Genomic DNA, 15,262 nt, shown 5'->3' with positions numbered 1-15,262 from the left:
GAGAATCGAAAAAAATTATAAAACTCTATCTATTTTGATTTATCAAATTAGATAGAGTTTTTTCTTTTTAACTATGATAAGGAACAACTACTCGTCCTAATTTTTTTGAAAAGTTATTTAGCAATTTAGAATAATCGATCACCATACCCAAAACCTCTGAATTGTCTTCCTGCGGATTGGTTAAAAGCGAGTTCTTTAATTCGGCAATAATTCCAGACACCAAATACCATCTCATAGCAAATATGGTCTCAGAAACATTCTGCTCAATAGTTTCGCTTTTCTGTTTTGGAAAAATATTCTGTCCTTCCCAATTGTGAATAGTTAATCTTTCATCTTCCATTAATATATTCGTTACTTCCTGAGCAAAATCGGGCTCTAGATGCATTAAATATTTATCGAGACTAAAAGTTTCATTCTGATTATAGAAATCAATAATGTTATTGTAAATATTTTGAAACAAGGTATTTGACAATTCTATTTCATCTTCCTGCAGACTTAAATATATTTTTTGAAATACTTTATATTCTCTCCTTTCCGAAACTTCTTTGACATTTCCTTCTTCATCAGCTTTCAAGTAAACATCTTCAAAACTTTCTACTACACTTCCGTACAATAGTAAAATTTCAATTACTTTCTTTTCAAAATTGTATAAAATATCTACTTTTTGAGCCTGTTCTTGCGGATAATATCCTGGATCGCCTGGATAATCATCTGGCGGTCCTGTTCTTGGATCTTCTGGATCTCCTCCTGAAAACGTGCCGCCTTGTGGAGGCTGGTTTCTAACTACTTCAAAAGGTTTTTGTTCCTGTTTCTGCTTTTTATTCGCATCAGCGATATCTTTCTGAATCAGCTGTGCTAAAGTACTCGTTAGAACCTGCTCCGAAATATCCATAATTCTGGCACATTCCTGAATATAAACTTCGCGCTGAATACGGTCTGGAATTTTAGAAATACTCGTAACCATATCGCGAATCAGATCGGCTTTTTTAATAGGATCGTTTTTGGCTTCATCCATTAAGATCGAAGCTTTAAACTGTATAAAATCTTTACTGTTATTTTCTAGATAAGCAACTAAATCGTCGTGTGAATTGGCACGCGCAAAACTATCTGGATCTTCTCCCTGAGGAAAAGAACAAACACGAACATTCATTCCTTCTTCCAGAATCAAATCGATTCCTCGAATTGCAGCTCGCAAACCTGCCGCATCTCCATCAAAAAGAACGGTGATATTTCGCGTCAGACGATTGATCAAACGAATCTGATCTGGCGTTAAAGCGGTTCCAGAAGAAGCCACAACATTTTCTATTCCAGCCTGATTAAACTGAATTACATCGGTATAGCCTTCTACCAAATAACAATTGTTTTGTTTGGCAATGGATTGCTTGGCGTGGTAAATTCCGTAGAGGACTTTACTTTTATGGTAAATATCACTTTCTGGCGAATTCAGGTATTTTGCGGCTTTTTTATCATTGGTTAAGATACGTCCTCCAAAACCTAAAACACGTCCTGACATACTTTGAATCGGGAACATTACGCGTCCTTTAAATCGGTCAAACGGACGGTCTTCTCTCGGAATTGTTAAACCTGTACTTTCTAGAAATTCTAATTTATACCCTTTTCCTAAGGCTTCTTTTGTCAAAGCATCCCAAGTTTCTGGAGAATATCCTAAATTAAATTTCTTAATGGTTTCGTTAGTAAAACCTCTTTCTTTAAAATACGATAAACCGATAGCTTTTCCTTCTTCAGAATTCAATAAGACATCATGAAAATATTTAGAAGCAAACTCCGAAACCAGATACATACTTTCACGAAGATCTGTATTTGCTTTTTCCGCTTCTGTCTGTTCCGTTTCTTCGATTTCGATATTGTATTTTTTGGCTAAATATCGAATAGCTTCTGGATAGGTAAACTGCGAATGCTCCATTAAAAACTTAACAGAATTCCCTCCTTTTCCTGTACTAAAGTCTTTCCAGATTCCTTTTGCGGGTGATACCATGAACGAAGGCGAACGCTCGTCTGAGAACGGACTCAATCCTTTAAAGTTACTTCCTGCGCGTTTCAAATTCACAAAATCGCCGATAACCTCCTCTACTCGAGCAGTTTCAAAAACAGAATCTATGGTGCTTTGTGAAATCAAAATCTAAATTATTTTTTTAAGTGGATAGCTAGCAAAAATACGTAAATCTTGGTGAAATTTTAAATGATTTTTTAAACAAAAAAAGCACCTCCAAATAGAGATGCTCTTTACTAACTAAACTTAATTTTCTTAATTGAAATCGAAGCGAATACCCAATGAAATATTATTCTCATCAACTAAATTGTTTTTAAAAACTGGATTTAAGTCATATTTCAAATACAAGCTTATTTCTTTATAGCCCACATAAGAACTTAGTCCGTAAATAAAATTATTGACATTATAATCGCCTTTTGTTTTTTGTGTTGTTTTATAGTCATTGTCTTCAAATTTTAAAATCTGTTTCGATTTTACATTGATTCCAGCATATCCTCCAAACCCCATTCTGAATCCTTTGTGTGTTCTAAAATAGGTTTTCCCGTCATGATTTCCATCTTTCGAAAAATCAAATTCTAAATGAACGGGAGCCACTAAATAGACATTTCTAAAACGAGATTCCTTTAGATGTATCGGATTTGTAACTAAGTCCGTTTGTTGGCCGTTTACCACAAAACTGCGATTATCTGTCGGACGAAGATTATTATACATCAATGAAAGACCGTATTTGGCATGCAATAAATTATTTTCGTTTAGAATTCTAGAATTAAATGTCAAACCCCATTCGTAAAAATGCGACCCGATAAAGTCGTAATTCGAATCTTGAAGTTTACCGTCTACCATAGTACTATTCAACCCCATTGCAAATACAAATTGAGAAGTTGTTCTTTTAGATTCTCTTTTAATTTTATCATCCTTACCGTCGTATACTTTCATTGCAGGAATTTTTATTTCTGTTTGATTCGCTCTGATGGAGTCATTGTTTCCGCCAATTACTAATATTGTTCCGCCTTTTGCTTTCTCATAATTTAACTTCCCGTCCACTTTTTCCTGAACCAGCTCCTGTAATTTTTCTTGTTCAACGGCAACTCTGTTTTCGATATTACGCGCTCTCTTTTCTGCAAATTCCTTTTTTCTTTTGTCTGCTTCTTCCTTAGAAATTGTTCCTTCGACTAATTGTGTGTTAACATCGTCAACTTCTTTTTTAAGTTCTGCTTTTTCTTCTTTTGTAATTTTCTCGATTGCAATTGCGATCTCTTTTGCTTTGTTCTCAAAAGTTTCTTGTCCGACCATTTTAGTAACAAATAGGAAAACTAAGAGAAATAAATAAATGGTAAAATTTTTCATGACTGTTTTTTTTTGATTGATTTTGATTGATGATTGTAAATTACTTTTTAACATTACGGTTTTCTACCGCAACTTTAACCGTGTGATAACTTCTATTTATTTTGGTAATCAGTTTTTCTCTAAAAGAAAGCTCCAATTCCCCATCTACCTGATCCAATAGATCGTTAGAATTGATTTTTACTTTAGATTTTGATTTAGACGCATTTTCTGCCAGAATTTTATTTTCTGCCGTTTCTAATAGTTGATCTACGTTTTCATTTTTTGAAGTTTCTGCAATTAAAGCTTGATTGGTTGTTGATTGTTTTTCTTGATTGTTTTTGATGATGATTGAAGACTCCGCTATTTGATTTGATTCATTTTGATTGTTTTTATCTGAAATTTGTCCCGAAGCTTCGGAATTGTTTTTTCCATTTTTGTTTGCTCTTTCTTCCGAAGTTTTTTCTGCAATTGCAGTTTCCGTTTTCGCTGCATCAATAGTATTTAAAATAGGTTCTGTTACTGATTCTTTTTGAGTTTCAGTTTCGTTTTCTTTTTCCACAACTACCGTTTCTGGCGTTTTAACTCCATTTTTATTCTGATTGAAAAATAAAGTCCCAACCAATAAAAACCCGATAAAGCTGGCCGCGATATACAACCATTTTCTTTTTGATTTTTTTGAATCCAATTTAACTGGCTCTTTCTCTTCAGCCACGGTCAGCATCGCATCCAATCGATCCCAAGCTTTGCTGCTTGGTTCAATCTTGCGCTCGTTTAGTTTGTCACGGAAATCCTTTTCAAAATTATTCGGTTCCATTATCTTGATTTTTTAAAATAGTAATTTGTGTTTGGAGCATTTTTCTAGCGTGCGATAATTGCGATTTTGACGTTCCTTCATTTATTCCTAACATCTTCGCAATTTCATTGTGTTTGTACCCTTCTATAGCATATAAATTGAAAACCATTTTATACCCATCCGGCAAAGCATCAATTAAATACTGAATCTGTTCTACAGTAAACTGGCTGTCGATTTCGTTAAAGCTTTCTTCTACAAAAAACTCATCTTCAGCAAATTTTACTTTTTTCTGAACTCGTAAATATGATATGCATTCGTTAACCATAATTCGGCGAATCCAACCTTCAAAACTGCCTTTGTGCTCGAAGTTTTTCAGATTGGTAAATGCTTTCATGAAAGCCGTAATCATTACATCTTCTGCCAGCTGAATGTCTTTTATATATTGTCGGCATACGCTTAACATTTTAGAAGAAAACTTACTATAAATCTGCTGCTGCGCCTGACGATTATTTTCGACAGCGAGCTTTATGATTTTAGATTCTTCTTGATGTAACGAAATAATTTTCATTAATAAGCGGTTCGGTTTTGGTTTTAGAAACAGACTTCTATTAGCATAGACGATTGTCGATTTGAAATGGTTGCATGAAGTATTAAAAATTTCAATAAAACAATTCCAAATCCCAACAAAATAAAAATAGACAACTGATTTACAACAAAGTAAAACAATTATCTAATTGACAAATTTTCTAATTATCTAATTTAAAGAGACTATTTTTTTCTTTCAATAACGTAGTTCACCATCAAAGTCAAAGCATCTTTGTATTCTGAATCTTCGAAGTTTTGAAGTAAAGAAAGTGCTTCTTGCTGGAATTCGACCATTTTGTTTTCGGCGTAAGCCAAACCGTTATTATTTTTCACAAAGGCAATCACTTCTTTGACGCGTTTTTTGTCTTTGTTGTGGTTTTTGATGGAGTTTATCAGCCACTTTTTTTCTTGCGGAGTACAAGTATTTAAAACGTGAATTAAAGGCAATGTCATTTTTTGCTCTTTAATATCGATTCCGGTTGGTTTTCCGATGGCTTCTTCGCTGTAATCGAATAAATCGTCTTTGATTTGGAAAGCCATTCCGATCAGTTCGCCGAATTTACGCATGTTTTCTACCTGAATATCGTCTTCGATTACGGCTTTCGCGCCAAGCGCACAACAAGCAGCAATAAGTGTTGCAGTTTTTTTACGGATGATTTCGTAATACACATCTTCGGTAATATCCAATCTTCGCGCTTTTTCGATTTGAAGCAATTCTCCTTCGCTCATTTCGCGAACGGCAACAGAAATAATTCTCAATAAATCGAAATCGCCATTGTCAATTGAAAGCAATAAACCTTTAGACAATAAATAATCTCCCACCAGAACGGCAATTTTATTTTTCCAAAGCGCATTGATAGAGAAAAATCCGCGGCGACGATTACTGTCGTCAACCACATCGTCGTGTACCAAAGTTGCAGTATGAATAAGCTCAATTACCGAAGCTCCACGGTACGTTCTTTCGTTTACCGTACCGCCAGAAACCATTTTTGCGGTAAGAAAAACAAACATTGGACGCATTTGTTTTCCTTTACGGTTTACGATATAATAAGTGATTCTGTTTAGTAAGGCAACCTTAGAGGACATCGACTCATGAAACTTTTTTTCGAAAAGTTCCATCTCGTTAAAAATAGGCTGCTTTATTTGAGACGTGATATTCATTTAGACTCCAAATATACTATTTTAAATAAAAATACGTTGTGTATTTTAGGTTAGGATTTAAATAATTTATGCGCTAACCTGAAAAAAAACACCAAAAATAGATCTAACTAATACTGATTTGAATTCATTAACTAAAAGAAGAACAAAAAACTATTTATTTATGAAAACAAAATTTTTATTAATTAGCACTTGTATTACAATGTCTTTTTTTATCAGCTGTAATTCTGATGAAAAAACAAATGACGGAACAGCCGCAGCGATTACCAACGAAGAAATTATAACCAATTCTAAAATCGATGCCTCTGTTGAGGATGTTACTAATATTGCTGAAGACCAATTTAGTTCTCAGCTTAATGTGAATGCAAAACCAAGCGGACCAATAAAAAATTATCTTCCGAGCTGTGCCACAATTACAACCATTTTAACCAACAACACTTGGACAAAAACAGTAGATTTTGGTGCTGAAGGCTGTACTCTTAACAACGGAAATACAGTAAAAGGAAAAATGGTTGTTTCTTTTTCTAACGATTTTACTTCTTCTACACAAACGATCAGCTACACTTTTGAAGGTTTTTATCATAATGGCAAAAAACTTCAGGGAAGCAAAAGCATTGTAAGAACGATTAAAGAAACTAGCCTATTGGTAACACCACACCCTGTTTCTACAGCTTCTATAGATTTGACTATTACTTTTGACGATGGAAAAGTGTATACTAGAAAAGGAACTTTGATAAAAGAAATGACTTCTGGTTATGACACCTGGTTTGATTGGGAGGATAATGTATTTGTAGTTACCGGAAGCGGTTCTACAACTTTTCCTAACGGAGATACTTTTTCGGCAGAAATTACTACTCCTTTAGAGTTTAATGCAGCCTGCAGAAAATCTTTTGCAGTTAAAGGAATTGTTTCTATAACTAAAAATGGTGCTACGGCAACTATTGATTATGGAAACGGAGAATGCGATACACTTGCAACAGTAACAAAAGACGGAGTTACAGAAGAAGTAGATTTGAAAAAATAAAGCATCCTTTTTGTCCAAAAAAAAGAAGCATTAAGACGATGAATCGTTTTTAATGCTTCTTTTTATATAACCTCTATTCAAATGTCCCGATGGGACATATTCTAATATCGGATTAATTATTATTTTTCTACCGACGAGATAATCCTAGCGGATTATATTTTGGAATAGCTTATTTTTTTTAGTGAACGGATAATCCTAGCGGATTATATTTCTGCTTCTTTATTGGCTAACTGACCACACGCGGCGTCGATGTCTTTTCCTCTACTGCGTCTCACCTTTACCACTACGCCGATATTCTCTAACGCTTTTATGTATGCCATAATCGATTCTTCTGAAGCTTGCTGAAATTCGCCATCGTCAATTGGGTTATATTCTATCAAATTGACTTTGCACGGTACATATTTACAGAATTTAACCAACGCGTCAACCGAAGCTTTATCATCGTTTATTCCTTTCCAAACTACATATTCGTAAGAAACTTTGCTTTTTGTTTTTCTGTACCAATATTCTAATGCTTCTCTTAAATCTTTTAAAGGAAAGTTTTTGCTGAATGGCATAATACGCGCGCGCGTTTCGTCTATTGCTGAATGCAGAGAAACTGCCAGTTTAAACTTCACATCGTCGTCTGCCATTTTTTTGATCATTTTCGGAATTCCCGAAGTCGAAACCATGATTCGTTTTGGAGACATTCCTAAACCTTCTTCTGAGGTAATCATATCGATGGCTTTAATGACATTATTATAATTCATTAAAGGTTCGCCCATTCCCATGAAAACGATATTCGAAAGCGGATGATTGTAATACAGGCGGCTTTCTTTATCAATAGCTAAAACCTGATCGTAGATTTCGCCTGGTTCTAGATTACGCATTCTTTTTAATCTAGCTGTTGCGCAGAAGTTACAATCTAAACTGCAACCAACCTGACTAGAAACACAGGCTGTTGTTCTAGTATCAGTCGGAATTAAAACAGATTCTACGACAAGACCGTCATGAAGGCGTACGGCATTTTTTACTGTTCCGTCACTGCTTTTCTGCATCGTATCAACTTTGATGTGGTTGATTACAAAGCTGTTTTCAAGCATTGATCTCGTAGCTTTTGCCACGTTTGTCATGTCATCAAAACTATGTGCTCCTTTACTCCACAACCATTCGTAAACCTGATTTCCGCGAAAAGCTTTGTCTCCATTTTCAACAAAAAAATCGCGAAGCTGTTCTTTTGATAAGGCTCGTATGTCTTTTTTCTCCATTTGCATGCTGCAAAGTTAAGCACTTTTGTTATTTTTTTTTGTTTTTTGATGTCATTCTTATTTAAAATTCAAAAAACTCAAAAAAAATTTCTTCAAAATTTCAAACGTTTTATTGAAGCTTAAAGGCTGTAAACACTCGCTTTTTATTTTTTTGTCCTAAAATAATATTTTACGCCACTTTTTTGATCAAATACAGGAGTGGCTCTCTTTTGATTTCCCCCAACTAAAACCAAAACAAACTTCTGATTTACAACAATTTAAACCTGTTTCCTTTTTCAAAATAAAACTACTTTACTATCCTAAAAATCAGCGCTCTTTTTATTATAGGTTTTTAATAAAATTTTAACAATGATTTTTATCATGTGCGATTCTATGCATACATAATACATTTGATACAAGAAAAATATACTAGTCGGTTAGTTTCTTTAGTAAAGAACTTTAAGACTAAAATGAATAACCCAAATACCACATTCTCATGAAAACTCTCAAATCAATTTTTCTGATCGTTGTAGTTACTTTTTTCACTTTACAACTAAATGCACAAAAAAAATATAGCGTAGACTCAAAATCAACTTTTGAAGTAGCAGGAACTTCTACAGTTCATGATTGGGTTATGAGATCTACTGAAGGAAATGGCACTGCTGTTTTTAACATAAAAGACAACAAGCTGAATGCCATAAACAGCCTTACTGTTATACTGCCTGCAGAAAGCTTAAAAAGTAGCAAAACCAGTATGGACAACGTTGCTTATGAAGCTTTGGACACCAAGAATAATAAAACTATTGAATACCTTTTAAAATCTGCACAAAAACTAAGTGAAACTTCTTGGGAATTTACTGGATCTTACACTATTGCTGGTGTGAGTAAAGAATACAAAACACAAGTAAATATAACAGCCAGCAACGGAAATTTTATTTTACAGGGTGCAAATCAAGTCACTTTTGCCGATTTTGAAATGGCTCCTCCAAAAGCGGCTCTTGGTGTTGTTAAAGCTGGAAAGGACTTGACTATTCTTTTTAATATTACGCTAACCGACTACGCAAAAAACGATAATACCCTGGTGATCAATTAGGGATTCACAACAATTTTTATTCTGATTTATTGCTTAGCAAACAGGCTTTCTGCCGAGTGTTTGAGGTAAATCGCACCCTTATTTTAGTACTAAAAAAAATAATTATCAACTTAATAAACATGACAAGATGAAAACCAATTCAATAAAATTAATTGCACTTGTAATTGCATTCTTCGGAATGACAACATTCGCAGCAGCGCAGAAATCTTACACTTTGGACAACAAATCTACTTTTTCTGTTGCGGGAACCTCTACACTTCACGACTGGGAAATGAAATCGGCTTCTGGAACTGGAACGGCTTCTTTAAATATTGCTAATGGAAAATTAACCGATATAGAAGCTTTGACAGTTACTCTTTTAGCCGAAAGTATTAAAAGCGAGAAAAAAAGCATGGACAAAGTAGCGTACGAAACTTTAAAAACAGATAAAAACAAAACCATAAAATATGTTCTGAAATCTGCTGAAAAAGTTAATGAGAATACTTGGGAACTAACAGGAACTTACACCATTGCTGGAGTTAGTAAAGTTTACAAAACATCTGTAAAAACAGCGGTTACAAAAGATGGTTTAAACCTTCAGGGATCTAATAAAATCACTTTCACAGAATTCGGAATGAAGTCTCCAACGGCAATGCTCGGAACCATAAAAACAGGGCAAGACTTAACCCTAAAATTTAATTTAACCTTTAATTTATAAGCGTCATGAAGAAGATTTATATACTATTTATTACATTAATAAGTACGCTTGCTGTAAATGCACAAGTTAGTTTTGGAAACATGCAAAACCAAATTTCAAGAGATAAGAACGGTATCAACGTTTTTGACGTTCAAAAAGACGATCGAGAATTTAAAGGTCTTAGTATTGATCTTGGCGGTGCTTTCAACATGGATTTTCAAGCAACAAATTCATTCAACGATCAACCTAACACAGTTACAACTACGACTACTACAGCTACCGGGACTACTGTTAGAACAATTACTGGATACCGTTTAATGAATACTGAAAACAATTTTACGCTTCCTGGAGCTGATATGTATCTTGGCGCTCAATTGTTTGACGGAGTACGAGTAAATTTAGATATTTATTTGGCTTCAAGACACCACAATGATTCTTATGTAAAAGGCGGATACTTGCAAATTGACAAGTTAGACTTCATCAAAAAAGATTTCTTGGCTGATGTAATGAAGTATGCTACCATTAAAATTGGACAAATGGAAAATAATTTTGGTGATGCTCATTTCAGAGGTTCAGATAATGGTAACACCATCAGAAATGCATTTGTTGGCAACAACATCATGTATTCTTTCACTACAGAAATGGGTATGGAGGTGTACTACAACAGAAACGGATTGGTAAGCATGTTAGGTGTTACAAATGGTAATTTAAATCAAAGTAATGAAGAAGTGTTTTATCCCGCTGGTCCGAACGCTAACACGACACATAGTCCTTCAATCTTAGCTAAACTAGGTTATGACAAACAGCTTAATAAAGATTTAAGGGTAAGATTAACGGGTTCTTATTACCATAATGCAAATCTTGGAAATGCAAACATATATTCTGCTAATAGATCAGGATTTGGTTATTGGGGTATATTGAACAATAACGCTTATAAAAATACCATCACTAAAACAGATGCTAATGGAAATGTTATTTCTACAACTACTACCGATGTTCCTACTAGTTTCAGTAAAACATCTACTCCAGAGGCAACGTTCAACCCTAATTTCAAAAATTGGGCTACTACCTACATGATTAACCCTTTTGTAAAATACAAAGGACTTGAATTCTTCGGAACAATCGAATTGGCTTCTGGAGGAGACAAAGCAGGAACCGACGACAAACGTACTGCTAATCAATATGCATCAGAGCTTATTTACAGATTTGGAAAAACAGAACAATTCTATATAGGAGGAAAATACAATACTGTATCTGGAAAATTATCTAATGCTGATGCTCAAAAGGTTACTGTAGATAAATTTGAAGCAAGTGCTGGCTGGTTTATGACTAAAAACATTTTAGCTAAATTAAACTACGTTAATCAAAACTATAAAAATTACGTTCAATTTACAGGAGATCCAGCTACTGGAAATTTAAACAACTTTTACGGAGGTAAATTTGATGGTTTAGTATTCGAAGCTACAATTTCATTCTAAAAAAAATGAAAACAAGATTTTTAATCTTAATTATGGGTTTAGTAGCTTTCTTTTTCTTAGGAAGTGCTAAACCCACTTTTTTCCCAGAAGATACTGCTGTGGTAATAAATAAAATTAAAATAGAAATCACAGGATTATCAACTGTTGGTAAATACAATTGCTCTAACACCTTTACTATAAAAGATACTGTTTTTGTAAATTCAGTTAAAAAGAACACTTTTAATACAGAGATCAAAATGTCAGAATTTGATTGTGGCAATAAGATAATGACCAAAGATTTGCAAGGAACTGTAAAGGCTAAAAAATTTCCGAACAGCACTGTTTCGATTAGCGACATAAAACCTGTCGGAAAAAATTACAAATGCAGATTAAACTTTTTCATTACCGATAAAACATTGAAATACAAAGATTTTATCTTATACAATACCGACGATAAAATTCAAGGAACTCTTAATTTAAAATTCTCTGATATTGAATTGGAAGCCCCCGTAAAGATGGCCGGATTGATTAAAGTCAAAGATGACATTGTGATTAATTTCAGCTTATACAAAAAATAATTTTTTCGCATTAAAATTTAAAACGCTATTACAAAAAAATCCAAAATTTGGCACAAGAATTGTTTTGCTCTTAAAAGAAAAATAATCTTACAAAGAGCTCAATCATTTTAAAATTTGTACTTTTATTTTTCAGCCATTTAACCTTTAAGTTTTATCAACCTAAAAAAAAATTAAATTATGAAAAAACAAATTTTGAGTTTAGCTGTAATTGCTTTATTAGCTTTCGCTGTTCAATCATGCGAGAAAAAAGAAAAAACTGCAGAAGATGAATTAACTCTTGGAAACAAAGTTGATTCTCTTACAACAGATATCGAAGAAGTAAAAGACAGTGCTGTAATCAAAGCCGAAAACGCTGCTGCAAAAGCTAAAGATGCTACTGAAAATGCAGCAAACGATGTTAAAGACGCTACTAAAAAAGCTGCAAATGATGTCGAAAATGCAGCTAAGAAAACAGCAAATGATGTAAAAGACGCTACTAAAAAAGGCGCTGAAAAAGTGGAAAATGCCGCTAAAGCTGCTAAAGATGGAACTGTAAAAACAGCTAAAGATGTAAATGAAGCTTTGAAAAAATAAAATTCATCTAAATCCTAAACAGAAACCATTCGCAAAACGAATGGTTTTTTTATGCCCGATACTAAGTGTATAATTTTGTATTTTTGTCGCTAAATTACAAGATACTACAACATGCATTTTATCTCTCAAGAATTAGAAGATTATATCGAACAGCATTCTGAAAAAGAACCAGAATTGTTGGCGAAACTAAATAAAGAAACCTACCAGAAAATATTATTGCCAAGAATGCTAAGCGGTCATTTTCAAGGTCGTGTTTTAAGCATGCTTTCCAAATTGATTCGTCCTGTAAATATTCTAGAAATTGGAACTTATACTGGTTATGCGGCTTTGTGTTTATGTGAAGGAATGCAGGAAAACGGACAATTGCACACTATAGATATCAAAGAAGAATTGGTTGATTTTCAGCGAAAATACTTTGATATGTCACCTTGGGGAAACCAAATTTTTCAGCATTTAGGTGAAGCTGTAAACATCATTCCTGATTTAGATCTAAAATTTGATTTGGTTTTTATTGATGCTGACAAAGAAAACTATCTGAATTACTGGGAAATGATTGTCCCAAAAATTAATAAAGGCGGCATTATTTTGTCTGATAATGTTTTATGGAGCGGAAAAATTCTGGATCCAGTTCATCCAAATGATGTAAGCACAAAAGTACTTTTAGAATATAATCAGCTTTTAAAAGACGATCCAAGAGTAGAAACGGTTTTATTGCCAATTCGTGATGGATTGACGGTTTCGAGAGTTCTTTAATCAGAAGGTTCTAAGCTTCTGAGAGACTAAGGTGCTAAAGTTTTCTTTCTATTTAAAAAAATTAAAATGACTTACTCTAATCAGGTAGATAACGAAGGTTTTTCAATAATAAATAATGTTTTTTCAGAAAATGAAATTGAAAATATAATTTCATTAATTGAAAACAAAACTGCTGCCAATCAAGAAAATGCTACTTTCAGAAAGTCTCAAGATTTGTTTGCTATTAGGCAATTTCACAAAGAAATTCCAGAAACTCTTCCAGTTATTTTTAATGAAAAACTGCAGGAAATTATTGAGAACACTTTTGGCGAAGGCTTTTTTATAACGAAGTCCATTTATTTTGACAAACCAGAAAAATCGAATTGGTTTGTGGCTTATCATCAAGATTTAACAATTTCGGTTGATCAAAAAATTGAGGTTAAAAATTTTGAAAACTGGACTGTAAAACAAAATCAATTTGCTGTACAGCCTCCAGCAGAAATATTAGAAAACAATTTCACAATCAGAATTCATATTGATAAAACCACTAAAGACAATGGCGCTTTAAAAGTTATAAATAACTCCCATTCAAAAGGAATTTTGAGAATTGAAAACCTTGATTTCGAAAAAGAAAAGGAAACAATCTGCGAAGTCGAAAAAGGTGGAATCATGATTATGAAACCTTTATTATTTCATGCCTCAAATAAAACCACAAACAACGAACGCAGAAGAGTTATTCATATTGAATTTAGCAAACAACAACTTCCAAGCGGATTGGAATGGAGTGAGAAAATGGTTTTGAATTAGTTTTTTTTAAAGGCGCTAAGGTGCTAAGACTCTAAGATTAAAAAAACATGAATTGCCTCCAGCTTTAGCTGGTGGGCTAAAAATAAAGAGAAAGGCTTTAGCCAAAACATTAAATGTTTGGCTAAAGCCTTTTCTTTTTGGGCACAAAAAAACCTTCAGCTAAAGCTGAAGGCTATAGATAAAATATATTTTTTAAAAAATAAGTTTATTTTTTTAGGGAAACTTAGAAGCTTAGCATCTCAGCACCTTAGAAGCTTTAAAAAAACCTATCCTGGAAAATACTGCGGTTTCAGCTTTCTATAAACCAAATATAGAAGCGATCCGAAAAGAGCTCCGAAGAAATAGCCTGCTAGGATATCTCCTGGGAAATGCAAACCTAAATAAATTCGGCTATAAGCGAAAATCAATGGCCATAAGAATAAGAAACCGATGTATTTGAAATAGCGTCTTAAAACCCAAAATAAGAAAGTTGCAACTGCCATTGTATTGGCCGCATGTCCAGAGAAAAAGCTAAACGATTTTCTAACCTGAACCACTCTGATGATTGAGTTCACTTCAGGATCATTACATGGTCGTAAGCGCTGAAAAGTATGTTTGAATAAATTGCAGGTTTGATCTGTAAAAGCAAGCAGAATTGATATAAAAAGTAAAATATACAGGGTTTGTTTTCCTCCTATTTTTTTATAAATAAGATAGAACAATAATAAGAAAAATGGCGTCCAGTTTAATTGGCTGGTAATAATAAGCCATAATTTATCGTATGTTTCAGAACCTAATCCGTTTAGGTAGATTAAAAGATCTTTATCTAATTCCTGTATTTTTTCAAGCATTATCTTTGGCGTTTTATAGGTCCAGAAACAGCATCAATATCTTCTTTTACTTTTTCGATTTCATTAGCAGTATCTCCTAAAAGATTTCCTGTATCTCCTAGTAAATTAGATTTTGCACTATTAATTTCTGCATTGATATTTCCTGTAATATCACTTAAGGATTTTGAATCAAGACCATTAGCCTCTGCTCCTTTCTGGATTTCACTTTTAATATCATTAGTTGCATTTTTTAATTGAGCCATTGCTTTCCCCATTGTACGCGCAATTTCCGGCACTTTGTCTGAACCAAAAAGCATTAACACGATAAACAGTATGAAAACTAATTCTCCTCCTCCTATACCAAACATAACTTTTATTTTTGTTGTCGCAAAGATATTAAATTTTGAACGCTTA

The 15,262-nt window shown here is 33.5% G+C and carries 16 protein-coding genes; 8 read left to right on the top strand and 8 right to left on the bottom strand.

The window, feature by feature from the left end; genetic code table 11:
• Nucleotides 1-67: 67 nt before the first annotated feature.
• The 5 genes from dnaG to ACWA1F_RS11610 form a co-directional block, all read right to left on the bottom strand.
• Nucleotides 68-2,137, bottom strand: coding sequence for a DNA primase (gene dnaG, locus ACWA1F_RS11630; protein ID WP_456893884.1), 2,070 nt, complete (start codon nucleotides 2,135-2,137; stop codon nucleotides 68-70).
• A 129-nt stretch (nucleotides 2,138-2,266) separates the two neighbouring features.
• A complete protein-coding gene (locus ACWA1F_RS11625) occupies nucleotides 2,267-3,358 on the bottom strand; it encodes a hypothetical protein (protein WP_456893883.1) in 1,092 nt (363 codons plus the stop codon).
• A gap of 40 nt (nucleotides 3,359-3,398) precedes the next feature.
• A complete protein-coding gene (locus ACWA1F_RS11620; RefSeq protein WP_456893882.1) occupies nucleotides 3,399-4,151 on the bottom strand; it encodes a hypothetical protein in 753 nt (250 codons plus the stop codon).
• Entirely contained in the window at nucleotides 4,138-4,698 is a 561-nt protein-coding gene (locus tag ACWA1F_RS11615; protein ID WP_456893881.1) for an RNA polymerase sigma factor, read from the bottom strand. The genes ACWA1F_RS11620 and ACWA1F_RS11615 overlap by 14 nt, the downstream gene beginning before the upstream one ends.
• 200 nt (nucleotides 4,699-4,898) lie before the next feature.
• Nucleotides 4,899-5,876: a polyprenyl synthetase family protein gene (locus ACWA1F_RS11610; protein WP_306160888.1), complete on the bottom strand. Its 978-nt coding sequence runs from the start codon at nucleotides 5,874-5,876 to the stop codon at nucleotides 4,899-4,901.
• A gap of 160 nt (nucleotides 5,877-6,036) precedes the next feature.
• Between ACWA1F_RS11610 and ACWA1F_RS11605 the strand changes: the two genes are divergently transcribed.
• Entirely contained in the window at nucleotides 6,037-6,897 is an 861-nt protein-coding gene (locus ACWA1F_RS11605; RefSeq protein WP_456893880.1) for a hypothetical protein, read from the top strand.
• A 203-nt stretch (nucleotides 6,898-7,100) separates the two neighbouring features.
• On the opposite strand, the gene rlmN is transcribed toward ACWA1F_RS11605, so the two are convergent.
• On the bottom strand, nucleotides 7,101-8,150 hold the full coding sequence (gene rlmN / locus ACWA1F_RS11600) for a dual-specificity RNA methyltransferase RlmN (protein WP_456893879.1): 1,050 nt from the start codon (nucleotides 8,148-8,150) through the stop codon (nucleotides 7,101-7,103).
• Between the two features lie 469 nt (nucleotides 8,151-8,619).
• Between rlmN and ACWA1F_RS11595 the strand changes: the two genes are divergently transcribed.
• From ACWA1F_RS11595 to ACWA1F_RS11565, 7 genes are all read left to right on the top strand, one after another.
• Nucleotides 8,620-9,216, top strand: a complete 597-nt coding sequence (locus ACWA1F_RS11595) for a YceI family protein (RefSeq protein WP_456893878.1) — start codon at nucleotides 8,620-8,622, stop codon at nucleotides 9,214-9,216.
• Nucleotides 9,217-9,343: 127 nt separating this feature from the next.
• Complete coding sequence (locus tag ACWA1F_RS11590) at nucleotides 9,344-9,913, top strand: YceI family protein (protein ID WP_456893877.1); 570 nt, start codon at nucleotides 9,344-9,346, stop codon at nucleotides 9,911-9,913.
• Nucleotides 9,914-9,918: 5 nt separating this feature from the next.
• Nucleotides 9,919-11,370 (top strand): hypothetical protein, encoded by a 1,452-nt coding sequence (locus tag ACWA1F_RS11585; protein ID WP_456893876.1) that lies wholly within the window; start codon nucleotides 9,919-9,921, stop codon nucleotides 11,368-11,370.
• Between the two features lie 5 nt (nucleotides 11,371-11,375).
• Nucleotides 11,376-11,927 carry a hypothetical protein gene (locus ACWA1F_RS11580; protein ID WP_306160901.1) on the top strand — a complete coding sequence of 184 codons (552 nt, stop codon included), beginning with the start codon at nucleotides 11,376-11,378 and terminating at the stop codon, nucleotides 11,925-11,927.
• Nucleotides 11,928-12,104: 177 nt separating this feature from the next.
• Nucleotides 12,105-12,500: a hypothetical protein gene (locus ACWA1F_RS11575; RefSeq protein WP_306160903.1), complete on the top strand. Its 396-nt coding sequence runs from the start codon at nucleotides 12,105-12,107 to the stop codon at nucleotides 12,498-12,500.
• A 111-nt stretch (nucleotides 12,501-12,611) separates the two neighbouring features.
• Entirely contained in the window at nucleotides 12,612-13,253 is a 642-nt protein-coding gene (locus ACWA1F_RS11570) for an O-methyltransferase (RefSeq protein ID WP_456893875.1), read from the top strand.
• Nucleotides 13,254-13,319: 66 nt separating this feature from the next.
• Nucleotides 13,320-14,039 carry a phytanoyl-CoA dioxygenase family protein gene (locus ACWA1F_RS11565; RefSeq protein WP_456893874.1) on the top strand — a complete coding sequence of 240 codons (720 nt, stop codon included), beginning with the start codon at nucleotides 13,320-13,322 and terminating at the stop codon, nucleotides 14,037-14,039.
• A gap of 266 nt (nucleotides 14,040-14,305) precedes the next feature.
• Here ACWA1F_RS11565 and ACWA1F_RS11560 read toward each other — a convergent pair whose 3' ends face one another.
• The gene (locus tag ACWA1F_RS11560; protein ID WP_456893873.1) at nucleotides 14,306-14,869 is read right to left on the bottom strand and encodes a phosphatase PAP2 family protein; all 564 of its coding nucleotides are present in this window, start codon (nucleotides 14,867-14,869) and stop codon (nucleotides 14,306-14,308) included.
• Nucleotides 14,869-15,216: a Sec-independent protein translocase subunit TatA/TatB gene (locus ACWA1F_RS11555; protein WP_456893872.1), complete on the bottom strand. Its 348-nt coding sequence runs from the start codon at nucleotides 15,214-15,216 to the stop codon at nucleotides 14,869-14,871. The genes ACWA1F_RS11560 and ACWA1F_RS11555 overlap by 1 nt, the downstream gene beginning before the upstream one ends.
• Between the last annotated feature and the right edge of the window lie 46 nt (nucleotides 15,217-15,262).

The sequence above is a fragment of the Flavobacterium erigeronis genome (assembly GCF_054075165.1).
This window is presented reverse-complemented; position numbering and strand designations above follow the sequence as displayed.